Origin of the sequence: Prauserella endophytica, from assembly GCF_005146945.1 — a bacterium.
Taxonomy (GTDB): domain Bacteria; phylum Actinomycetota; class Actinomycetes; order Mycobacteriales; family Pseudonocardiaceae; genus Prauserella_A; species Prauserella_A endophytica.
Map to the genome: position 1 here is coordinate 1 of NZ_SWMS01000049.1, position 21,386 is coordinate 21,386.

Here is a 21,386-nt window from a genome sequence, read left to right on the forward strand (position 1 = left end):
TTTCTGGATCGCGTCGGGCAATCCGATCTTGGTCCATCCGCGGCTTACACAGTTGTCATGACACGGCCACCCAGGAAGCCAGCCGGGAAGAGGTCGCCCACGCCGTCTACGAGGCGACCAGCCTGTTCCGGGACGACGACATGCTGACGGCTGCTGATCGTCTTCGCGAGCGTTTCGTCATCACGAGGAGAACCGAGTGCGATCAGAGATGAGCCTTGAGGAGGCGCTCCTCTCCCGTGGTGTACGTGACAGCAACGGTTGTCTCCGATGGACAGGGGCGCACACCAACACCGGATATGGACACATCAGCGTCAATCGCCGGGCGAGGCAGGTTCACCGAGTGGCCTACGAGTTGTGGAAGGGACCTATCCCAGAGGGTTACGACATCGATCACGTGTACGCGAATGGGTGCCGCGCAAGAGACTGCTTCGAGCCGAACCATCTTGAGGCAGTCACTCCCGCGGAGAACCACGCTCGGCGAGCGGCCGTCGTCACTCATTGCCCCAAGGGACACCTGTATCAGGGTCGCAACCTGATCAGGGAGGGCAACCGGCGAGCCTGCCGCGCGTGCCACACGGCAGCAAACGAGCAGTGGAGAGCGAAGAGGAGACAGCGCATGGTGGCTGATGACGATAGGCGAGTCCACATCCGCCTCCGCGACGGCCGCGAGGTCGTTCGCTATGACCGAGCGGGGAAGTGGTTCGTTGAGTTTCCCGAAGGCAGGCGGCACTTGCTGAAGCTCTCAGAGGCCGTGGAGTGGGCATTTGACAAGGGCGCCGAAGTGATCTTTGGGGTTCCTGGTGGCGCCCGCTTCGACGGGCTCGTGAGGCAGAAGTGGGAGTCCACCGGTGAGTGATCCTTCTGGTGTTCTGCGTGAAGCAGCCCAACACCTCCGACAGCTCGCCTTCTCGGCGAGCGAGCTTCATTCGCTGCCGTGGTCGATCAAGCCGGACCCGGAGTTCGATCTGGCGTTCGTGAACGGTGCCGATGGTGACTCGCTGGCGGATGTGTGTCTTGAGGGTGGCGGAACGTTCACCCTTGAGGCTGCTCGGTGGGTAGTGGCGATGTCTCCTGCTGTTGCTGAACCCCTGGCCTCCTGGCTGGAGAAGGAAGCCGACTCGGCAGAACACCACGTCAAGGCGTGGAAGAACCGACACGTACCCGATCCAAAGCTGGGCGGCTATACCGTGTTCGACGAGGGTCGCCCTGGGCCGATCAGTGACGACGAGTTGTCCCGCAACATCGAGCACCACTACGGGCACGCGTTGGCGCTCGCCTCTGCTGTTCTGGGGGCGGACCGGTGAGCAACGAGAGAGACACCCTGGCCCGGCTGCTCGTGGACACCGAGTCCGGCCACGCCGGCAGCTGGCAGCCCGCCGCGGTTCACTTCGAGCAGGCCGACGCCATCCTGTCCGCTGGCTACGTCCGTGTGCAGAGCGGCTCGGAAGCCACGGAGACGCTCGCTCGCGACATGTGGCGAGCCGGCTTCGAGTGCAGCGGGATCAACCTGGGCTCATTCGAGGAGCAGAGAGACGACACGCTTGAGGAGTACCTCAGGTTCGCCTACCTCGCTCTCCGTGCTCTCCGGAAGGACACCAACCAGTGAGCGTCGACCGCACACGCAACATCCTGAACAAGAAGATCCAGGAAGCCACGCCGGAGGAGCAGCACAAGGCGTCCCTGTTCGTGGCTTCTCAAGCCCATGATCGTGAGGACTGTCGGGAGCTGCTGCAGATGCTCGGCCTACTGGATCCGGGGTTCGAGTGGAAGACCACCACCCTTCATGCGGGCATGCAGGGACGGAAGAAGATCACGAAAGGGGACGCGGCATGAACACCCTGGTGGAGTTCCTCCAAGCCCGACTCGCCGAGGACGAGAGGGTACTTCGGGCCGCTGAGGGCGGACACTGGGAGGTGTCCACCATCGATGGGTCGAGCGAGATCCGCGAGACTGTGACGCGCCTTGGTGTGGTTTACAGCTTCTCTGGCGGATGCACAGACCCCGACACGGCGGAGCACATAGTTCGCCACGATCCGGTTCACGTGTTGAGGGACATCGAGTCCAAGAGGCGCATCATCGACGAGCATCCGCTCGACTCCAATGCACTCCATGAGCCGCTGTGCAGGACCTGCGCGAGCGGGACAAACGATGGCGATCTGGAGGGCGAGTGGCCTTGCCCGACGCTGCGCCTGCTCGCACTGCCGTACGCCGACCACCCCGACTACCAGGAGGAATGGCGACCGTGAGCCACTGCCTTCCTCCATGCGGTGGCGCTCTCCCCGTCACTGCGGACACCTCTCACACGGGTGGTGAGGGGTGTGTGTTCGCCCCCGGGGCTAACCCGCTGGTGGCCACGTACTTCCACCGCGCACCGGGGCTGGCTCGGGGTGTGCGCTGGTCAGACATCAAATCTCTCATCGACCAAGACAGGGGCAACTAGTGAACGACACGTGCTCCGCCCCGGACTGCGGCAACCTGCGTCCGCAGCACCAGTTCGTGTGTGTCAACTGCGTCCATCTCCTCAAGCAGGACCTCGACGCCGCCACATGGCTGTTGACTGACCTGGACACCACCATCTCCCGCCAGGACGCGATCGTCCCCCCAGGAGCCCGGGGGCGGTCCGCGGAGACCGCACTCCCGTTCAAGTGGGCAGCCTCTGAGGCCCTGTGGGTGCTGGGGAACGTCGTCACCACTTGGGCCAGGCTCATCGTCGAATCGTCCGGCTACCGCCCCGCCGACGACCACACAGCCCTCGGAGCGGTGAGGTTCCTCCGCGCCCACGCCGACGTGCTGTGCCTCCGAGACGACGCCGGCGACGCCATCGCCGAACTTGAGGCCGCAGTCAAGGACGCCCTCCGGGCCGTGGACCATCCCACCGACGTCCGCATCTACCTCGGCAAGTGCGGCGACATCACTGGCCAGCGAGGCTGCCCGGGCAGGGTGTACGCCCTGCCTGCCAAGGAACACGGCCAGTGCGAACGCTGCGGAGAACAACACCTCACCAGAGAACGACGAGCCCTGATGCTGCGCGCGATGGCGAACCAGCACCTCACCGCGCAGGAGATCTCCACCATGCTCGCCGCGGTCGGGGTGCAGGTTTCCGTGGACCAGATCCAGAACGGCGGGCGAAAGCGCCGCTTCACCGCAGTGGGGAAGGACCCGCACGGCAAACGCTCCTACCGCGTGGGGGATGTGCTCCGCGAGTTCCTCGGGCCTGATTGGCTCGCCGCGTAGGGCGTGTCTCTTTGCAGGTCGCTGGTGTGGCGAGGTATGTTCCGCTTAACTGGGATCACTGTCCTTCAAATCTTGCTCAGCTGACTCACTCTCTGAGTGGACACACCGAGCACCACAGCCACATCGCTCCCCGATAAGCCAGCTGCCTTCAAGTCCTGCACCGCCTTGCGCGCCTTCCTCGCTGCTTCATCCCGGGCTTCCTCAGCCCTCCGAGTGGCTTCCCTCGCTTCCTCGGTCTTGGCCGCCAATATGGGGTCGAGCTTGAGGGTGATGGCCACATCGATGCTGTGCATGTCTTCGTCGGGGATGTCGAGCATGGACGCGATGAACTCCTGGGCCATCTTCTCGGCTGTGGTGAGCGAGCTGGACTGGGTGACTCCCACGCCATCAACGTGGAGTTCCCAGCCGAGTCGCCATCGCTTCGCGGTGACTTGGTAGGTCACTGCAACCACCCTTCCGGTAGGCAGGCCATCTGCTTGATCGTGTCCCGCACGACGCCGGGGGACACGATGCCCTTCTGTGGGGCGATGCTGGCCCGGTGCTTGCCGCACGGGCAACCCCAGATGTGGTGGCTGCCCCGGGTGCGCAGGTACTTGCACCCGTGTTCGGTGAGTGCCCGCTGCACGTCCCGGTATCGCATCGCCTTGACCATGAGGGTAAGTCTAGCCCCCCTAGGAAAGCAATTCAAGGGGGGCTAGGAAAATCGCGGAGGTGCCTATGTCTCCTCGTCGGGCCATCGGCATCTCACTTTCCACGTGGGAAGCGGTAGCTCTCGCTACCGGGCTGGTGCCGCCGCTCACCGCCCTGCTTCGGAAGCACCCGGTGTTCGGTGTGCTGGCGACCGCGTGGGTCGCGCACCACTTGCTCCTCGTGAAGTGACGCTCCGTCGATCAACAAGATCGAACTATCGGAATCCTCGGGGTTTACAACTACCCATCGTGACATCTGGTGGGGAGGTGGCCTGTGAATGTCGACCGTGAAGCAGCCATCCTCGACATCCTCGCCCGCATCGACCTCGCACTAGACCGGCGCGACCGGCGGGCGTTCTTCCACTTCTGCCGCATCCTTCGAGCCCTCAAGAGGAGCCAGTGATGACCCACGCCGTTCACGCCGTGCTGTTGTCCCTCGCGGTGGTCCTCCTCGGCTTGGGCCTGCTCATAAACCACCCCGTCGCCACGAAGGTTCTCGTGGTGGCGGGCACCGTTCTCGGTGGCGTGGTGTTCGTCTACGACCTGTTCCAGCTGTAGGAGACACGATGGCCGACTTCCAGTTCAACGTGGCCAAAGGTCGGATAGCTGAACTGGCTCGCCGCGTTGACGGCGGCGACCCCGCGAACTCCCGTCTCCTGGTGGTCGCTATCAACCGTGGGGCCGCCACCGACGCGACGATGAGGGACTACGACACCCTCGCCGCCCTGCTGGGCGACGCAGCTGTCGCCGAGGTCACGAACACCGGCTACGCCCGGCTGACACGCACAGCGGCCCAAGTTACGGTCACGGTGGACAACTCGGGTGACGTGCAGAACGTGTCCATCGGGACCCTCTCATTCGGCTCCATCTCCGCCGGCACCGCATGGACCGACATCGTGGTGTGCTACATCCCCGACGGTGTCACCCCAGGCGCGGACTCGACCGCGATCCCGCTGACCAACCACACGTTCGCAGTCACCCCTGACGGAACGAGCGTCACCGCAACCGAGAACGCATCAGGGTTCTTCGGAGCCAGCTAACGAGGGGGAATGCATGGCAGGTATCGAGGTCAGCCGGGAGACCATCAACCGCCGAGTCGGCTCCGTGGCGGCTCAACTGTTCAGCTCGTTCGCCGAAGTCAAAAAGATCAAGTCGTGGCTGGATGGGGTGACGGCCGGCGACTTGGAAACGGTCCACGGGTTCACGGCAGAGGACGCTGCCGCAATCAAGTCGGCCTACGCCGATCTCGCGGAACTAGCCGCAGTGTGGGACGGGACACGAACCGTGCCGCTCGTCAAGGACTACCGCACCTTCGCCCGCCGCCTGACGGGAGTTGGCCAGTACTGAAGGCGGGGTGAGCCGTGGCTGTCTCGTTCGTCGCGCAGGCGAACACCGGGGCCGACGCGTTCGCCTCCTCGCGTTCGATCAGCAAACCTGCCGCTGTGGCAGCCAACGACGTGGGCGTGTTCGCCCTACAGCGGTGGCACGACACGAACACCTTCCCCGCTGTCACCGCCCCGGCGGGTGCGGTGCTGCGTGACACGACGGTGTCAGGGTCCGGCGGTGCGTGGATCGAGAAGCGCCTCTACGTGATGTACGTCGATGCGCAGACATCGTTCGCGTTCAGTTGGACAGGGAGCCGCTGGTCCAGCGTCGCGGCACTATTCTTCTCGGGTGTCGCTCAAGGGCTGGATCTGGCGGCGGTCCCTCACCACAGGGTGACCGGGTCAGGAACCCTGGTGCCGGCGACGACCGTGTCGACGGTGGCCGACGCCGGGCTGGCGTGGAACGTATTCCACGACACCAGCGGCACGGCCACGCCACCCCTCAACTTCACCGAGACCCACGACCAGAACGTGTACGCCTCGGCGTATCGGATCTCCCCAGGGAACGGTAGCCAGTCGGCGACGGGCGCGATCATCAGCGCAAGCCAGGCGCAGATCATCGTCAGCTTGGTGGCGCTCGCCCCAGCAGCGACGGGTGGAATCACCCAGTCGTTCGGCCGCGTCACCGAGGTCGGCACCGCCCGCGGGTTCACGGCCGCTAAAACCAGGGCGTTCAACCGCGTAACCGGGGCAGGGTCACCGCGCGCTTTCACGCTGCCCCCACCGTACGGCCGTGTCACCGAGACTGGCGCCCCCCGGGCGTTCACCGCGACCAAGTCGCAGCAGGCCGGCCGCGTCACCGAAACCAGTTCGGTCCGCGCCTTCACCCAACCGATCCTGATCGTCGGCTTCACCGTCGGCGACATCACGGGGGCGAACCGGGTCGAGGTCGATGTGACCGGACCGAAACAGCACAGGACCACCACCGGCCCCTCGCTACGGCGCACCGTCACCGGCCCCCACACGGTCGTGGAGGACATGACCGGCCCAGCCACGGTAGACACCGCCACACCCACCGGCCCGGCCGTCAGGCGCGACCTGGACGGCCCGAACACTGCGCGCACTCTCACCGGACCGGAGGTCTGATGACGCTCACCATCCAGGACCTCTCCACCGAGTACATCTACATCGGTGTCACCGGTGATGTCCCCTCCACTGGCGCTGAGGTCGCGTTCAAGACCGCGGGCACGGACCCGATCGAGGCCGACTGGGAGCCCGCCATCCTGGTCAACAACGCTCACGCCCTGTGGGCTGACGCTGTCGCGTCCGGCGCCACGGGCGACTACTACGTGGCGATCCTCGTGGGTTCGTTCGGTGGCAACACCGTGGCCCCTGCGGTGGGGAGCTACCAGGTGTGGCTACGCCTGACCGACACCACCGAACGCCCGGTGCGGATAGCACCCGAAGCCCTGGTAGTGGCGTGATGGTCAACGTGCTCGATGACATGTTCACAGCAAGCATGAAGTTCGTGGAAGAAGCCCTCTGCACCGGCTGCCCCAAGCTGCGTCCAGAGAACCTCAGGAACTTCGCCGTTGCACAGTGGGACACACCGCACGGAACCACGCTCCGGCTGTGCAAAGCATGCCTTGACGCCTGCCTCGACGCAGCGGACAACTTCCCGCTGGCAGAACCCACCAAGCTGACATTCCTGTGCAAGGTGGCGTGATGGTGCAGTCATGGAAGCCGGGAGATCCTGTGCCGCCTACCGTGCCAGCACCGCCACCGCCACCGCCACCGAAGCGGTGCCACTGCTGCTGTCAGGGGAGGTGCAGGCGATGAGGGTCACCATCCCGTACGACCACAACCCCGCAGACCTGCGGCACATCCACCTCGCCATCACCACCTCCACGCAGCCCAGCAAGGACGGATGGAAGCCAGCACTCCGGGACACCATCGACGGTAGGCGTGTGGTGTGGGCGGAGTTCCCTGCATCAGGGCGGACTGTGAACGTGTGGGTACGGGACAGCAACGGGGATCGCCGGGTCACCCAGATGACGGTGTGACGTGATCGGATACGGCGACGCACTCTGCCACATCGAGGATGATGGCACCGTCGTGGTGGACAGAGCTGACACCTACATCGGCATCGCCACCGATCTACTCGCACACGGAGCAGCAGCACTGCACTTCGACGACGGTCACCTCGTCCTCGACACAGCAGGCCACTACCGCTACCGTCCGATCCTCTTCGACGCTGAAGGTCGCATCGTGGTGTGCGAGCGCATCCAGCCACGCGACTGATGGCCAAGCGACCCTGCATCGTGTGCGGCCGGCTGGCCACTACCTCCCGCTGCCCAGCCCACCAGCGTGGCACCACCACCCAGCGTGGCTACGGTCACACGCATCAGGCAGAACGCCAACGATGGAAGCCAAAGGTCGAGCAAGGCAACGCGACGTGTTGGCGATGCAACCAACCAATCGATCCGAACGAACCTTGGGATCTCGGACACGACGACCGCGACCGCAGCATCTACCGCGGACCAGAACACAGGTCCTGCAACCGCGCCACGAACGGACGCACACCCAACTAGCCAGCGCGGGACGGACAGGCGGGCCGAACCCCCAAGGGGTAGGGGGGAGGGCCAAACACGGTTTTCGATCATGGTCCTCCCTGACCCGCGCCCCCCGAACGCACAGAATCTCAGAATTCGAACTTGCTGATCTTCGGAGGGTTGTGAGCGATCATGCCCGCTGGCCGTCCTCCGAAGCCGATCGAGCAGAAACGGCGAACCGGTAGGTCCCCTGGCCGGGACTCTGGCGGGCGGAAGCTACCCGAGCCTGGAGTCGTGGTCGCGCTGCCCATGGCCGATGGGGTTCCGGATATGCCGGCGGATTTCGGTCTGGACGCGATGCGGCTGTGGGAGCGGGTGTGGCAGGACGGAATCACCTGGGTTTCACCGAAGTCGGACATGGAGGCCGTTGAGCAGGCTTGCCGTCTCGCGGATGACATCGCGGTGGCTCGTCAGAGGTACCGGGCCACGACCGACCCGAAGGACGGGCAAATGGTCGTGAAACTCGATACCGCACTTGCACAGGCGCTGAGCAGGATCGGGTTCGACCCGACGGCGCGATCAAGACTGGGGATCGCCGAGGTGAAGCGTGTCTCGAAGCTCGAAGAACTCCTCGCGCAGCGTCGCGGCAGTTGATGGTTGGCCGCCCCGCTGGCTGACGCCAGTCCCGGTGGACGACCTCGACCGCGGGGATGGTGGGATGTTCGCCGATTTCGGCGAGGCATGCTGCCGGGTCACGAAAGACTCGGTGGCTGCTTCGGCTGGGACGCTGCTGTCGTTTCGGCCGTGGCAGCGCATGTTGCTGCAGCATGTTCTCGCGCGCCGGCCCGATGGTCGGTTGCGTCACCGGCAGGCTCTTGTTGGGGTGGCGAGGAAGAACGGCAAGTCCGCTCTGGGCGCTGTGGTCGGTCTGGGCGGGTTGGTGCTTGGCCCGCAGGGCGGCGAGGTGTACTCGTGCGCAGCGGACAAGGAACAGGCCCGGATCGTGTTCGGAACTGCTCGGCGGATGGTGGAACTCGATCCTGAGCTGTCGGAGCTGCTGAAGCTGTATCGGGACGCGATTGAGTTCCCTAAAACCGGCTCGGTGTATCGGGTGTTGTCAGCGGAGGCGTTCACCAAGGAAGGTCTGAACCCTCATCAGGTGGTGTTCGATGAGGTTCACGCCCAGCCGAACCGCGAACTGTGGGACGTCATGGCGCTGGCGATGGGCGCCCGGCCCGAGCCGCTGATGATTGGCATCACCACGGCCGGGGTGAGGTCGGACTCCACGGGGAACGACTCGCTGTGCTACGGGATGTACCAGTACGGCAAGCGTGTCGCTCAGGGGGAGATCGACGACCCTTCGTTCTTCATGGCGTGGTGGGAGCCGAAAGACTCTGCCGCGGACTTCCGTGATCCTTCGACATGGCGTGAAGCCAACCCCGGCTTCGATGACCTCGTGTCGGCTGAGGACTTCGCGTCGATGGTGCTCCGAACACCTGAGGCGGAGTACCGGACGAAGCGCTGTAACCAGTGGGTGGCGACGGGTGAGGCGTGGCTCCCGACGGGGGCGTGGGAGGACTGTGAGGAGCCTCAGGCCATTCCGGATGGCGCCGAAGTGGTCCTCGGATTCGATGGGTCGTACAACAACGACTCCACTGCGCTCGTGGTCGTCCAGCCCGGCGAAAGGCCACACCTCGACGTCGTGGAGTGCTGGGAGAAGCCAGCCACGGCGGACGACACGTGGAAGGTGTCCATCTTCGACGTGGAGAAGAAAATCCGCGAAGCTTGTCGGCGGTGGCGTGTCCGAGAGATCGCTTGCGACCCGGCGCGGTGGGCTCGGACCATGGAAGCACTCGAACTCGAGGGTCTGCCCGTTGTTGAGTACCCGCAGAGCCCAGAGCGGATGGTTCCAGCCACACAGCGCTTCTATGAGGCTGTGCTCAACAAAACGTTGAGTCACTCAGGTGATTCTCGGCTCGCGCGGCACGTCGGGAACTGCGTTCTGAGAGTGAACCAGCGTGGTGCGCAGCTCTCGAAGGAAACCAAGACTTCCCCACGCAAGATCGACCTCGCTGTCGCGGCCGTGATGGCACTAGACCGGGCGAGCCAGAGGCCAGAAGAAGATCCGATCCCGTTCGCGATTTGGGGGAGATGATGAACAAGGCCGCAGTGTCGCTGCTCGTGTCTTCCCTGCTGCTCATCCCCAGCGGGGTGGGCTGGATCTACCCACCAGCCGGCGTCATCACTGCGGGGCTGCTGATGGGTGTCCTCGGGGTGCTGATGCTCGATACGAAGGTGTCCAAGTGAGGGTCTGGGAGCGGCTTGTCGGCCGCGAGGAGCAGCGCCACGCCAGCCTCAACTTCCAGGACTGGGTGGACCTCTTCAAGTACGGCAACGAGTACTACCCGCTGCTGCAGACCACCATGGGCAGCGTTTCCGAGGAGCAGATCGCCCAGAACGCCACCGCGGCGTACCGGTCGAACGGGATCGTGTTCGCGCTCACCTACGCGCGGATGCAGATCTTCTCCCAGATCCGTTTCCAGTGGACCCGCTACGAATCCGGGGCTCCGAGCGACCTGTTCGGTTCTCCCGAGCTGGGGTTGCTCGAGCGGCCGTGGCCAGGTGGGACCACAGGTGACCTGCTTGCGCGGATGGAACTGGACGCGTCTCTGGCGGGGAACTGCTACATCCGCAGGACCCGCAGGGACCGGTTGAACCGTCTGCGGCCGGACTGGGTGACCATCGTCCTGGGATCGCAGTACGACGCCGAGCACCCGAACGAGGCACCCGATGTTGAAGTGGTCGGATACCTCTACAAGCCTCCAAACGGTAGAGCGATCGCGCTTGACCCTTCCGAGGTGGCCCACTACGCGCCGATCCCTGAGCCTGAGCTGAACTTCCTCGGCATGTCGTGGATCACCCCCGCGATGGGTGATGTGCAAGCCGATGACGCATCGACGGTGCACAAGCGGGCGTTCTTCAAGAACGCCGCCACCCCGAACCTGGCGATCAAGTTCGACCCGTCGGTGAAGAGGGAACAAGTCCTCGAGTTCAAGGAGATCATCGAGGAGAACCACACCGGGGCGTGGAACGCGTACAAGACCCTGTTCCTCGGTGGCGGTGCCGACCCGAAGGTCATCGGCAAGGATTTCCGCGAGTTGGAGTTCGCGGTCACCCAGGGCAAGGGTGAATCCCGTTTGGCCTCGGACGCTGGCGTGCCGCCGTCGTGGGTGGGGTTCTCCGAGGGCCTGCAGGGGTCCGCGCTCAACGCGGGGAACTTCACTGCCGCCCGGCGGCGGTTCGGTGACGGAACGATGCAGCACCTGTGGGGGAACGTGTGCGCATCACTCGAGCCGATCATTCCTGGGCGGCCGCAGGGTGCGAGCCTGTGGTTCTCCACCAAGGGGATCCCGTTCCTGGCGCAGGACTCCAAGGACGCAGCGGAGATCCAGAACAAGGAAGCGCAGACCATCACCGCGCTCGTGCGGGATGGGTTCACGGCCGAATCAGCAATCGAAGCAGTGCGCAACCACGACTGGAGCCTGCTGAAGCACACGGGCCTGGTAAGCGTGCAAATGCAGCTACCCGGCGAAACCATCACGCCCACAGGAGGTGGGGATGAGTAGGACGAAGCCCTCGAGGCTGTGCTATCGAGCGGTGGAGTTCCGCGCCGCTGAGGAGAGCAGCGACGGTCGAACCCTGGAAGGCTATGCCGCGGTGTTCGACACCCCCACGAGGATCGACTCGTGGGAGGGAACCTTCGACGAGGTGGTCGTCAAGGGAGCGTTCCGGAAGTCGCTGCGGGAGCGCACTCCGGTGCTGCAGTTCGACCACGGGCGGGATGTCCGCACCGGTTCGGTTCCGATCGGCTCCATCGAGGAGTTGAGCGAGGACGACACCGGCCTGTTCGTGTCCGCCCGGCTGTACGACAACGACGTGGTGGAACCCATCCGCCAAGCTATCGAGGGTGGGTCCATCGACGGCATGTCGTTCCGCTTCCGGGTCCTGCGGGACGAGTGGCGCGACAAGGACGGCAAACTCGTCAAGGACAGCGAACTTCTCGACCTCCTGTGGAGCCCAGGGGAGCGTGGGCCGCTGCAGCGGTCGATCAAGGAAGTTGAGCTGTTTGAACTCGGCCCGGTGGTGTTTCCGGCCTACGAGGCCACTTCGGTGGGTGTGCGGTCGATGCTGGCGGATCTCGACGAGCGCCAGCGCGAATCTCTCGTCCGCGAGCTGCTGGACGAGCTGCGACCCCGGGTCGCCCCGCCGGACACGCCAGTCGACGAGCCAGCCCCCGAAGAGGAGCCGACGCGCAGCGGCAAGCTTCCCCCGCTGAGCGAATGGCTCACCGAGTACCGCAAGAAGCAGAAGACTTCCTGACCAGCTAGGTCAGGTACACCCGCGCCGCTCTGCAGAGCACCCGGGTCTCACATCAACGGACGCCGCCATCCCTGGCACCTCCGCTCACCCCCGTGATCCAGAAAGAGAGAGTCATGACTGACACCATGACCGTCGAGGAGCGGGCAGCGCGCCAGAGTGAGATCCGTGCGCGGCTCGCCGAGATCGACCACGAACACAACGGCGCTGAGCTTCCCGAGGAGGTTCGTTCCGAGTGGGACGAGCTGAACGAGGAGCACGACCTCCACGAGCGTGCCATCGCCGACGCCCAGGCCCGCCGTGAGCGGCTCCAGGCGATCGCCGACAACCCTGCCGCGACGGAGCGGGTCAACAACCGCCAGGCCGGGCTCGGTGTGTCGCGTAGCGTGCGCCGACCGGAGAACATCTACGACCTGTCGGAGATCCGCAACCAGGCCCGCAGCATCGACGAGCTCCCGCAGCTGTACCGGGACAACGCGATGCGCGCTGTCGAGTCGGCCCGCTTCCCCGGCGCGAAGAACCGCGAGGCCGCGCAGACCCAGGTGGAGCGTCTGCTCGACTCCGTCGACGACGAGCAGGGCACCCTGGCGAGGAAGATCCTCGTCACGGGCTCGCCGACCTACGACCGCGCGTTCGGCAAGGCGATGGTGCAGCTGTCGACCATGGGCCTCACCGCGGAGGAGCAGCGTGCTCTCGCGTTGGGCACCGACTCCGCCGGTGGGTTCGCGGTTCCGTTCCAGCTCGACCCGACGGTGATCCTCACCTCCAACGGTCAGGTCGACCCGATCCGCCAGGTCGCCAGGGTGGAGCAGATCGTCGGCAAGACGTGGCAGGGCATCACCTCGGCGGGCATCACTGTGTCTCGCGCGGCGGAGGCAGGGGAGGCCGGCGACAACTCGCCGACCCTGGCTCAGCCCGAAGTCACGCCCACCAGGGTGCAGGGCTTCGTTCCGTTCTCGGTTGAGATCGACCAGGACTGGGCGGCCATGCGGTCGGAGATCACGACGATGCTCGGGGAGGCCAAGGCTGAGGAGGAGGCGTCGTCGTTCTTCCTCGGCGACGGCACGGGCAACAACCCGTTCGGTGTCGTGACGACGCTGAACTCCTCGAGCCACGTGGACGCCGCCGGTGAGGGTGTCGCCGTAGGCGACATCTACGCCACGGAAGAGGCGCTGCCGCCGCGGTTCCGCTCCCGTGCGGTGTGGATGGCCAACCGGTCGATCTACAACAAGGTCCGCCAGCTCGACACCCAGGGCGGCGCGAACCTGTGGGTGCGTCTCGCCGCTGGGTTGCCGCCGGAGCTCATCGGCTACCCGGCGTACGAGGCGTCGGCGATGGACGGGACCATCAACCCCGCCGTCACCGGCACGAACCTTGTGCTGCTGTTCGGGGACTTCTCGAAGTTCCTGATCGTGGACCGGGTCGGCATGTCGGTGGAGCTGGTGCCGCACCTGTTCGGCGCCAACCGGCGCCCGACCGGCCAGCGGGGCATCTACGCGATCTGGCGGAACAGCTCCAAGATCCTGTCGGACAACGCGTTCCGCCTGCTCAAGGTTTCCACCACCCTCTGATGACCGCATGAACACGGGGAACCCAACCTGGGTTCCCCGTGTTCATCGGGAAGGACTGACATGTCTGCGCAGATCTACGTCGCCAACGAGTCCGCTGTGCTGTACGCCGGCGGGCAGCAGTACGTGGTCCACAAGGGCGTGACCCGAGTGCGCGACGGGCACCCGCTGCTGAAGCGCAACTCCCACATGTTCAAGCCGCTGGACGTGCACTACGACGTGGAGCAGGCCACAGCCGAGCCGGGGGAGAAGCGGGACCTTGACACCCCCAGCACGCGTGCTGTGCGGGAGTGGGCGCAGCAGAACGGGTACAACGTGCCTTCGCGCGGGAAGCTGCCCGCCGAGGTGGTTGAGGCGTACAAGGCGGCTCAGGACACCTGATGGCGATCGTCACTCTCGCCGAGGCCAAAACCCAGGTCGGAATCGCGCCCACCGACACCAGCAAAGACGCCGTGCTGATGAACTACGTGGACGCGATCGCCAGCACAGTCGAGAACTACAAACTGGAGATCGTCGAGGCCCGGGAGTTCACCGAGGAACGGGTACTCAACGGCGGCAGCTTCGTCTTGGCCAACTCCCCGGTGTTGTCGCTGATCTCAGTGGAGACGGTCGACGGCACCACCGTTTGGGATGTGAACAACCTGCATGTGTCTCGCGCGGGCGTGGTTCGGGTGATGTCCGGTGCGTCGGTGTCCGGGACCGTTGCGGTCACCTACCGGGCTGGGTACGAGACGGTGCCCGAGAACTACAAACGGGGGGCGCTGGTGATCCTGCAGCACGTGTGGGAAACACAGCGCGGAGTCGGGCAGGTCGGCACCGGGGTGATCGGGCAGGAAGAGGGCACCTACGGCCAACTGTCGACGTACTCGCTTCCCCGCAAGGCCCTCGAATGGCTTGGCGTGCCCAACCCGGTGGTGATGTGACGTGGCATGGGCATCCACCGCCCCGGACGCCGTCAACGCCCTCGTCGCCTTAACCAAGACTGTCGTCGACCCGCACACAGTCCTCGACGGCCCCACCCCGGGAAACTCGGCCCTTCAGGAGGCCGTAACTATCGGTTTCGAGGACGAGGATGTACCCGCAGTCGTCGAGGCCGACGTAAACCCAGAAGGATTGGCCGGAAACCCCGACCGCGAGCAGTACTCGATCACCTGCAAGGTCGAGGTGGCTCGCGGATCCGGCGACATCGCCAGCGCCCGGGCACGTGCCTACGAGCTGCTGGGAATCGTCGGAGCCGCGGTGAAGGAAAACCGGGGACTCGGCGGGGTCGTCAACCGAGCCTGGGTTGGCTCGCATGTGCTTCGACAAGTCCAGGACCACCGCGGAGCTGTCGCCGAGGTGCGGTTCGCCGTTGAGGTCGCAACCTTCACCAAACGCTAGTGGGGAAGCCATGGCAAACCGGGATGAGATCAACCGCCTCGTAGGAGACCTCAGCAAGCTCCCCCGTGAGTTTCGGCGGGAAGCGCGGAAGAACATCAGGCGAGCAGCGCAACCGATCGCGGCTGACGCGCGACGCCGGGCGTCATGGTCCAAGCGGATCCCGAAGGCGATCAAACTCGGCACGCGCCTATCGAAGAAGGTGCAGGGCGTGTCCATCAGGGTCGACTCCAAGATCGCGCCCCACGCGCGCCCCTACGAGGGGATCGGCACCAGAGGGGACTCCTTCCGGCACCCAGTGTTCGGCACTGGAGACCGACGAGGGGCGCACTCCCAGGACAAGTGGGTATCGCAGAAGAAGCGCCCGTTCCTGGGGCCGGCTGTCGAAAGTAAGGGTGACAGCATCCGCGATGCTGTCGATGAGTCAGTCCGGGACGCCGCTCGCAAAGCTGGCTGGACCCGTTGAAGCTACTGCGGTCCTGGCCGTTCCATGTTCCACAGGGCCGCCCACATGTTGTCGATCAGGTTCCTCACCTGGTGATCCAAGACTTCGACTACCGCAGCCTTGGTCTCGTCGACGACGACGTGGTGATGCTGGAGTGGGACATCGCCGTATCGAAGGAACACCTCGAGCGGTTCATCGAACGCGCCCACAACGACCCGCACCAAGTTCTCGCCGCGCCCTACCTGCTGTACAACCCGGACGGAACAGTGTGGGCGCACCGCAGATACACGGCACCCGGGTCGCGACGCTACGTGCGCGAACATGAACCGTTCTGCCACCTGTTCGGGCTGGGAATGACCTACTTGCCGCGGCGAATCGTCCGAGAGTTCCTCGCCAGCCACCCGGGGCCGTTCTCGGACACCAGCCTGTCGGTGTGGCACTACCACAACGCGCCCACCACCGAGGTTCCGATCGCGTGGGAGTGCCGGCCCATTCACCTCCACTACGACCTACCTGAGGGGGTCTGATGCAGACCGTTCGGCTGTACCACCCGAATCTCGATCGCTGGTGCGAGTTCCCCGAGTCCTCCGTTCCCCAGCACCAGAAGGCCGGCTGGCTGCGCGACGTGCCCGCTCGCCGTGCACCGGTCGAGGTAGAAGCCACCGCCGATCCCGGCGGGGAGGAAACGAAGCCGCGTAGGCGGCGCACCAACACTGAGGAGTCCTGATGGCGACGCCTGCCCTTTCCACCTCCACGAGGTACTTCGACCCCGAGGTCACGAAGTGCTACTTCGTGCCCACCATCGCGAACAAGACCTCGCCCACCCGTGTCGAGATGGACGCTGGCACGGACCTCACCGATGAGATCGCCGACCTGTCCGGTTGGATGGTCGCCGGTGAGGCGATCCCCACCCCCGACCTGGGTTCGCGGTTCACGTCGAACATCCCGGGGCGCACGCAGGCGGAGGATTCGTCGCTGACGTTCTACTCCGACCAGGAGGGTGTGGACGTTCGTGCGGTGCTGCCGCGCGACACGAACGGGTTCGTCGTGTGGCTCGACGGTGGCGACACCCCTGGCAACAAGATGGACGTGTTCCCCGTGCGGGTGCTGTCGAACGGCAAGCAGCGCAACCTGCAGAACGAGGCCGCGAAGATCCAGGTGCAGTTCGCGATCACCTCGCAGCCCGCCGAGAACGTCACGGTCCCGGCGCTGACGTGAGCCTGAGGGAGCGCCTCAAGGCGCGGCCGCGTCCTTCTGCGAAGTTCAACCTCCGCATGGCGGATGACACGCAGCAGAAGGAAGCCCTGGCCAACGCGCACATGTCGCTGGTGTTGGCGAAGGCAGCGCACGCTGAGGGCTCCGACGAGCTCCGGGAGGCAGAGCGCAAGTACGAGGAGGCGAAGCAGCAGGTGGAGGCCTGCTACGAACCTCTGACGCTTGTCGCTCTGCCCCCGGAGGACTACGAAGCCCTCATCGCCGCGCACCCCCCCACAGCGGAGCAGAAGAAGCAGGACCCCGAGGTCACGTGGAACGAGGACACGTTCCGGCCCGCGCTGCTGTCGGTCACCGTCGAAGGTGATGTCACCGAGCAGGACTGGGCCGAAATGTACAAGACCGGGCAGATCAACATCGGTGAGTTCCGTGAACTGGTGTACGCCTGTCTCCTCGTGAACAACAGGGCCACGGATCCGCTACTGGGAAAAGGCTAGACACCGACCCCCAGTTGTCGGTGGAGATGGAGTACTGCGCCCCCTTGGGGATCCCGCACTCCACGTTCCTCCAGTGGGACCAGGACGACCGGGACAAGGCCATCGCCTGGCAGGTGCGGAAGATGTCCGCCTGCCCGAACTGCAAAACACGTGAGGACGAGTGGGAGCACGACCACCACGCCTACGTGGCTGAGAAGAGGCGTTGCCGCGGATGCGAGGTCCGCGAGCTCGCCGAAGCATCCCTGACACAAGAAGACGGCCGAGGTGCCTACGTGACGCTGCGGAAGCGGAGGTGAGTTGTGGCGAACCAGTCTCGTGACCTCACCATCGCCGTAGGGTGGAAAGATGACGCCCTCGACCGGGGCACGAGACGCTCCGCGGCGTCCGTGCGCCAGTTGGGGCGGGAACTGGACCGGTCCCAGCGGCAGATCGAGCTGACCAACAAGCGGATCGCTGACGACGAGAAGAAGCTCCAGCAGGAGATCGTCAATCGTCACAAGAAGCAGCTGGCCGCGATGAACGACGTCGGTCAGACGGTCGCGGGTATCGGTGTGGGCATCCTCGCGGCCTCTGGCGCGGCGGTGAAGGCCGCGATCGACTGGGAGTCGGCGTGGACGGGTGTCACGAAGACCGTTGAGGGCACCCCCGAGCAGATGGCGGCCCTCGAAGGTTCCCTTCGGGATCTGGCGAAAACCCTCCCCGCGTCGCACCAGGAGATCGCCGCTGTGGCAGAGGCCGCAGGCCAGCTGGGCATCAAACGGGACGCGATCGCTGGCTTCACCAAAACCATGATCGACCTGGGGAACACGACGAACCTCACCGCCGAGGAGGCGGCCACGTCGATCGCCCAGATCGCGAACATCATGGGCACCTCGCAGAAGGACGTGGACCGGTTCGGGTCCGCGCTAGTGGCGTTGGGCAACGACGGTGCCTCCACGGAGGCTGAGATCCTCGAGATGACGAAGCGTCTCGCGGGTGCCGGCCAACTGATCGGTGCGAGTGAGACCGATGTGCTGGCGTTGGCGAACGCGATGGCCTCCATCGGTATCTCCGCTGAGGCCGGTGGCGGATCCATGTCCCGGGTCATGCAGAAGATCTACGTTGCCGTTCAAGAGGGCGAAGGCGCGGTCTCGGGGTTCGCGAAGGTCGCCGGCATGTCCGCGTCACAGTTCTCGGAGGCGTTCCGCAAGGACCCGGTGGCGGCGATCAACGCCTTCATCGTCGGGTTGAACAACGTCGAGAAGCAGGGCGGAAATGTTGTTGGTGTCCTGCAACAGTTGGGGATCAGGTCGAGCGAGGACCTACGCACCGTCCTGGGCCTCAAGGGTGCCACGGATCTCCTGTCCGAGTCCCTGAAAACCGGATCTGAGGCGTGGAAGACCAATTCCGCCCTCACCGACGAGGCAAACAAGCGGTACGAGACTGCTGCCGCGCAGATCGAGATGGCCTGGAACAAGATCAAAGACGCGGCCATCACTGTCGGTGGCGCGATCGCACCAGTCATCGCCGGTGTGGCCGATAGCGTCGGGGCCCTCGTCGACTGGTTCTCGAAACTGCCAGCGCCTGTTCAGCAAGCGGTTGGAGTCCTCGGCAGCCTCGTTGGGATCGCATCATTGATCGGTGGGGGAATGCTCCTGCTGATCCCGAGGCTTGTCGAGACCAAAAACGCGCTCGCCGACCTCGGATTCAGCATGGAAGGTGTCGGCCGCCGCACCGGACGGTTCGTATCCGCCATGAGCAAGGCGGGGGCAGCTGCTTCAGCGCTGGCGTTTGCGGCTGCGGGCATGGAGGCACTGTTCGGCCGCGAAATGGGTTACGACATGGAGGCCATGACCCTCGGCCTCGAGCGCTGGGCGAAACAGAACCAGGTATCTGGGGAGGCAGCGCGGTTCCTCGGCGAGAACGCCCGGGATCTCGCTGCCGACCTTGAGCAGGTGTCCTCGTGGAGCAACTTCCTCGCCGGGCCCGCGCAGGACATCATGGGCTTCTTCAGCTTCGGGCAATACGAAGGGTCCATCGACGCGTCCGCCACCCGAATCGCGAAACTCGGTGATGCACTCGGCCAACTCGTCAAGGACGGAAAACCAAAGGTCGCCGCCGACGCCTTCGAGCGGATCGCGAAGATGGCAAATGAGGCGGGGATCTCCACCGATGAACTCCGTGGGATGATGCCCGGCTACAGCGCTGCGGTAGAAGTCGCTGGCGCCAAGACCAAAGAAGCCGGCGACAAGATCGGCCAAGCAGGCGCCCAAGCTCAGCAGACGAACCCCGCGCTGGAGTCCCTGGCCCGGCATTTCGGTCTCGCTGGTGACGAGGCGGAGAAGGCCGCCCAGGACATGCTCGAGGAGTGGGGCCAGGCCTTCGCCGAGTTCGCCCCTCTCGTCGGGGCGTATGAGCAGGCACTCGAGCAGAAGAGGACCGCTGAGGAGGAAGCTGCACAAGCGACGGCCGCTTCTCTCGGTAAGGAAGAGGGGGGCGCCACCAAGAGCTGGAAGGACTTCGTTGGTGAGGTAAAGCTCACCGCCGGCGAGTACATCGCCCAGCTCGAGCAGATGGTGGCGAACCAGGAGCAGTGGGCCTCCAACATGGTCAACCTTGCTGGCCGGATCCCGCCTGCGATGCTGGATGAGCTCGCGCGGATGGGTCCTGAGGGCGCCGACATGGTGGCGTTGCTCAACGAGATGACCGGCCAGGAGCTTCAGCGCACCGTGGAGTTGTGGAGGCAGTCCGGCCGGGCTGCTGGCGACCAGTTCGCGGGGCGGTTGAAGGACGCCGACCCGGTGTTGCGTGCGATCGCCGACAAGCTTGGACAAGGTGTCGCGAACAAGATTCGCGAGGGAATGGCGAAGCGCGGCACCACGGTTTTCGAGGAAGCCCGTCGGCAGGGTATCCGGATCGATCAGGGCGTTGACGTGAACCGGCCCCGGATTGTGCGGGTCCGTGCTGACACGAGTTCGGCGGAGACCACGATCTCCAACGCTGTGCGCAGGATGGACAACCGGCTCCGCGGGCTTGAGGACACCACGGTGAACGTGCGTGCCCAGTTCACCTACGCCGGGTTCCGGATCCCCAAGCACCAGTCCGACACCGGGTACGCCACGGGTGGCCCGATCCGAGGCCCTGGCGGCCCGAAGGACGACCTGGTGCCGATCTGGGCGTCGAACGGCGAGTTCATGCAGCCCACTGACGCGGTGAACTACTACGGCGTCGGGTTCATGGAGGCGATCCGGAGGAAGCAGCTCCCCAGGGGCTGGGATGGTTCCGCGATGCCCGGTTTCGCCGAGGGCGGGCGGATCACCGGCACCCCGACGGTGTTCTACAAGGGCAGCCAGCGGGGCGTCGAAGGCAAGATCAACCTGGCGGCGTTCGGTCCCCTGGTGTGGCGGGACTTCATGAACTCCGGCATGGGTGGCGGCATGAACAGCGGTCCGCCCCCGAGCGGTGGTTGGGGTGGCGGTGTCGAACGCTGGCGCAGTGTCGCCCTGGCCGCGCTCGCGTACACCGGATCGCCCGCGTCGTGGATCGGATCCCTGCTCCGCCGCATGAACCAGGAGTCGGGTGGCAACCAGTTCGCCATCAACAACTGGGACATCAACGCCGCCAGGGGAACCCCGTCGAAAGGCCTGATGCAGACCATCGACCCCACCTTCTACGCCTACGCCCGGGAGTTGGCGCACCGGGGTCCGTACGATCCGTTCGCGAACATCGTCGCGTCCATTCGTTACGCGAACGCCCGCTACGGTTCAGCGCCGGTTGGGTGGAACCGTGCTGGTGGCTACGACGAAGGTGGTATCGCGACTGGGGCAGGGTTGCTGGCAAAGAAGGTCATCGCCCCAGAGCGGGTGCTGTCCCCGCGCCAAACCGAGTCGTTCGAGCAGTTGGTGCGTGTCCTCGACACCAAACGCGGCCTGCCTGCGTCTCCCGCAGCGTCCACGACCCGGGCGACCGGTGAGGCCATCGGTGCGGCGGTGACGCAGGCCGTCGGGAAAGCCTTGGGCGGGCTCCGCGTCAGCGGGGAACTCGTCGAACGCAACGGCTCCATCGTGGGGCTCGTCCGGAACGTGGTCGTCCAGGAGATGGATGACGAACTCGCATTCAGGAGACGGTGAC

The 21,386-nt window shown here is 65.2% G+C and carries 33 protein-coding genes; 31 read left to right on the plus strand and 2 right to left on the minus strand.

From position 1 onward, the window contains the following. From FCN18_RS39935 to FCN18_RS37320, 7 genes are all read left to right on the plus strand, one after another. Positions 1–212 (plus strand): hypothetical protein (locus FCN18_RS39935; protein WP_206078087.1); only part of this gene is annotated, 212 nt, incomplete at its 5' end. Between the two features lie 128 nt (positions 213–340). Further along, positions 341–856: an HNH endonuclease gene (locus tag FCN18_RS37295; protein WP_158303269.1), complete on the plus strand. Its 516-nt coding sequence runs from the start codon at positions 341–343 to the stop codon at positions 854–856. Beyond that, positions 849–1,304, plus strand: coding sequence for a hypothetical protein (locus FCN18_RS37300; RefSeq protein ID WP_137097403.1), 456 nt, complete (start codon positions 849–851; stop codon positions 1,302–1,304). The genes FCN18_RS37295 and FCN18_RS37300 overlap by 8 nt, the downstream gene beginning before the upstream one ends. Continuing rightward, positions 1,301–1,606 carry a hypothetical protein gene (locus FCN18_RS37305; RefSeq protein WP_137097404.1) on the plus strand — a complete coding sequence of 102 codons (306 nt, stop codon included), beginning with the start codon at positions 1,301–1,303 and terminating at the stop codon, positions 1,604–1,606. The genes FCN18_RS37300 and FCN18_RS37305 overlap by 4 nt, the downstream gene beginning before the upstream one ends. Then, a complete protein-coding gene (locus tag FCN18_RS37310; RefSeq protein ID WP_137097405.1) occupies positions 1,603–1,833 on the plus strand; it encodes a hypothetical protein in 231 nt (76 codons plus the stop codon). The genes FCN18_RS37305 and FCN18_RS37310 overlap by 4 nt, the downstream gene beginning before the upstream one ends. Further along, positions 1,830–2,246, plus strand: a complete 417-nt coding sequence (locus FCN18_RS37315) for a DUF6221 family protein (protein WP_137097406.1) — start codon at positions 1,830–1,832, stop codon at positions 2,244–2,246. Before FCN18_RS37310 ends, FCN18_RS37315 begins: the two co-directional genes overlap by 4 nt. 193 nt (positions 2,247–2,439) lie before the next feature. Next, positions 2,440–3,234: a hypothetical protein gene (locus FCN18_RS37320; protein ID WP_137097407.1), complete on the plus strand. Its 795-nt coding sequence runs from the start codon at positions 2,440–2,442 to the stop codon at positions 3,232–3,234. 65 nt (positions 3,235–3,299) lie between these two features. Here FCN18_RS37320 and FCN18_RS37325 read toward each other — a convergent pair whose 3' ends face one another. Together FCN18_RS37325 and FCN18_RS37330 are read right to left on the minus strand one after the other, a co-directional pair. After that, positions 3,300–3,677 carry a hypothetical protein gene (locus FCN18_RS37325; protein WP_228714332.1) on the minus strand — a complete coding sequence of 126 codons (378 nt, stop codon included), beginning with the start codon at positions 3,675–3,677 and terminating at the stop codon, positions 3,300–3,302. Next, positions 3,674–3,886: a type II toxin-antitoxin system HicA family toxin gene (locus tag FCN18_RS37330; protein ID WP_137097409.1), complete on the minus strand. Its 213-nt coding sequence runs from the start codon at positions 3,884–3,886 to the stop codon at positions 3,674–3,676. Before FCN18_RS37330 ends, FCN18_RS37325 begins: the two co-directional genes overlap by 4 nt. A 311-nt stretch (positions 3,887–4,197) precedes the next feature. Here FCN18_RS37330 and FCN18_RS37335 point away from each other — a divergent pair, with 311 nt between their 5' ends. The 24 genes from FCN18_RS37335 to FCN18_RS37450 all read left to right on the plus strand — a co-directional run bounded on the left by FCN18_RS37335 (position 4,198) and on the right by FCN18_RS37450 (position 21,385). Continuing rightward, positions 4,198–4,326 carry an IDEAL domain-containing protein gene (locus FCN18_RS37335; protein WP_158303270.1) on the plus strand — a complete coding sequence of 43 codons (129 nt, stop codon included), beginning with the start codon at positions 4,198–4,200 and terminating at the stop codon, positions 4,324–4,326. Continuing rightward, complete coding sequence (locus FCN18_RS39385; RefSeq protein WP_158303271.1) at positions 4,326–4,481, plus strand: hypothetical protein; 156 nt, start codon at positions 4,326–4,328, stop codon at positions 4,479–4,481. Before FCN18_RS37335 ends, FCN18_RS39385 begins: the two co-directional genes overlap by 1 nt. Positions 4,482–4,489: 8 nt before the next feature. Beyond that, the gene (locus tag FCN18_RS37340) at positions 4,490–4,963 is read left to right on the plus strand and encodes a hypothetical protein (RefSeq protein WP_137097411.1); all 474 of its coding nucleotides are present in this window, start codon (positions 4,490–4,492) and stop codon (positions 4,961–4,963) included. A gap of 13 nt (positions 4,964–4,976) precedes the next feature. Then, on the plus strand, positions 4,977–5,270 hold the full coding sequence (locus FCN18_RS37345) for a hypothetical protein (protein ID WP_137097412.1): 294 nt from the start codon (positions 4,977–4,979) through the stop codon (positions 5,268–5,270). Between the two features lie 110 nt (positions 5,271–5,380). Next, positions 5,381–6,394 carry a hypothetical protein gene (locus tag FCN18_RS37350; RefSeq protein WP_137097413.1) on the plus strand — a complete coding sequence of 338 codons (1,014 nt, stop codon included), beginning with the start codon at positions 5,381–5,383 and terminating at the stop codon, positions 6,392–6,394. Continuing rightward, a complete protein-coding gene (locus FCN18_RS37355) occupies positions 6,394–6,732 on the plus strand; it encodes a hypothetical protein (protein WP_137097414.1) in 339 nt (112 codons plus the stop codon). The genes FCN18_RS37350 and FCN18_RS37355 overlap by 1 nt, the downstream gene beginning before the upstream one ends. After that, a complete protein-coding gene (locus FCN18_RS37360; protein WP_137097415.1) occupies positions 6,729–6,974 on the plus strand; it encodes a hypothetical protein in 246 nt (81 codons plus the stop codon). Before FCN18_RS37355 ends, FCN18_RS37360 begins: the two co-directional genes overlap by 4 nt. A 10-nt stretch (positions 6,975–6,984) precedes the next feature. After that, positions 6,985–7,311: a hypothetical protein gene (locus FCN18_RS37365; protein WP_137097416.1), complete on the plus strand. Its 327-nt coding sequence runs from the start codon at positions 6,985–6,987 to the stop codon at positions 7,309–7,311. 1 nt (position 7,312) lies between these two features. After that, positions 7,313–7,549 (plus strand): hypothetical protein, encoded by a 237-nt coding sequence (locus tag FCN18_RS37370; protein ID WP_137097417.1) that lies wholly within the window; start codon positions 7,313–7,315, stop codon positions 7,547–7,549. A 545-nt stretch (positions 7,550–8,094) separates the two neighbouring features. Next, a complete protein-coding gene (locus tag FCN18_RS39615) occupies positions 8,095–8,454 on the plus strand; it encodes a hypothetical protein (protein WP_170200651.1) in 360 nt (119 codons plus the stop codon). 34 nt (positions 8,455–8,488) lie between these two features. Beyond that, entirely contained in the window at positions 8,489–9,955 is a 1,467-nt protein-coding gene (locus tag FCN18_RS37385; RefSeq protein ID WP_206078088.1) for a terminase large subunit domain-containing protein, read from the plus strand. After that, a complete protein-coding gene (locus FCN18_RS39390; RefSeq protein ID WP_158303272.1) occupies positions 9,955–10,107 on the plus strand; it encodes a hypothetical protein in 153 nt (50 codons plus the stop codon). Before FCN18_RS37385 ends, FCN18_RS39390 begins: the two co-directional genes overlap by 1 nt. After that, positions 10,104–11,426 (plus strand): phage portal protein, encoded by a 1,323-nt coding sequence (locus tag FCN18_RS37390; RefSeq protein WP_137097418.1) that lies wholly within the window; start codon positions 10,104–10,106, stop codon positions 11,424–11,426. Before FCN18_RS39390 ends, FCN18_RS37390 begins: the two co-directional genes overlap by 4 nt. After that, entirely contained in the window at positions 11,419–12,180 is a 762-nt protein-coding gene (locus FCN18_RS37395; RefSeq protein ID WP_137097419.1) for an HK97 family phage prohead protease, read from the plus strand. The genes FCN18_RS37390 and FCN18_RS37395 overlap by 8 nt, the downstream gene beginning before the upstream one ends. A 113-nt stretch (positions 12,181–12,293) precedes the next feature. After that, positions 12,294–13,748, plus strand: a complete 1,455-nt coding sequence (locus tag FCN18_RS37400) for a phage major capsid protein (RefSeq protein WP_137097420.1) — start codon at positions 12,294–12,296, stop codon at positions 13,746–13,748. A gap of 60 nt (positions 13,749–13,808) precedes the next feature. Further along, a complete protein-coding gene (locus FCN18_RS37405; RefSeq protein ID WP_137097421.1) occupies positions 13,809–14,126 on the plus strand; it encodes an Lsr2 family DNA-binding protein in 318 nt (105 codons plus the stop codon). Next, the gene (locus FCN18_RS37410; protein ID WP_137097422.1) at positions 14,126–14,668 is read left to right on the plus strand and encodes a phage head-tail connector protein; all 543 of its coding nucleotides are present in this window, start codon (positions 14,126–14,128) and stop codon (positions 14,666–14,668) included. The genes FCN18_RS37405 and FCN18_RS37410 overlap by 1 nt, the downstream gene beginning before the upstream one ends. 1 nt (position 14,669) lies before the next feature. Further along, positions 14,670–15,125: a hypothetical protein gene (locus FCN18_RS37415; protein WP_137097423.1), complete on the plus strand. Its 456-nt coding sequence runs from the start codon at positions 14,670–14,672 to the stop codon at positions 15,123–15,125. A 534-nt stretch (positions 15,126–15,659) separates the two neighbouring features. Beyond that, positions 15,660–16,094, plus strand: a complete 435-nt coding sequence (locus FCN18_RS37425; RefSeq protein WP_137097425.1) for a hypothetical protein — start codon at positions 15,660–15,662, stop codon at positions 16,092–16,094. Further along, entirely contained in the window at positions 16,094–16,294 is a 201-nt protein-coding gene (locus FCN18_RS37430; RefSeq protein WP_137097426.1) for a hypothetical protein, read from the plus strand. Before FCN18_RS37425 ends, FCN18_RS37430 begins: the two co-directional genes overlap by 1 nt. Beyond that, complete coding sequence (locus FCN18_RS37435) at positions 16,294–16,785, plus strand: phage tail tube protein (protein WP_137097427.1); 492 nt, start codon at positions 16,294–16,296, stop codon at positions 16,783–16,785. Before FCN18_RS37430 ends, FCN18_RS37435 begins: the two co-directional genes overlap by 1 nt. 56 nt (positions 16,786–16,841) lie before the next feature. Beyond that, positions 16,842–17,276, plus strand: a complete 435-nt coding sequence (locus tag FCN18_RS37440) for a hypothetical protein (RefSeq protein WP_137097428.1) — start codon at positions 16,842–16,844, stop codon at positions 17,274–17,276. 14 nt (positions 17,277–17,290) lie between these two features. Then, positions 17,291–17,572 carry a hypothetical protein gene (locus FCN18_RS37445; protein ID WP_137097429.1) on the plus strand — a complete coding sequence of 94 codons (282 nt, stop codon included), beginning with the start codon at positions 17,291–17,293 and terminating at the stop codon, positions 17,570–17,572. A 3-nt stretch (positions 17,573–17,575) separates the two neighbouring features. Next, entirely contained in the window at positions 17,576–21,385 is a 3,810-nt protein-coding gene (locus tag FCN18_RS37450; RefSeq protein ID WP_137097430.1) for a phage tail tape measure protein, read from the plus strand. The last annotated feature ends 1 nt before the right edge of the window (position 21,386 follow it).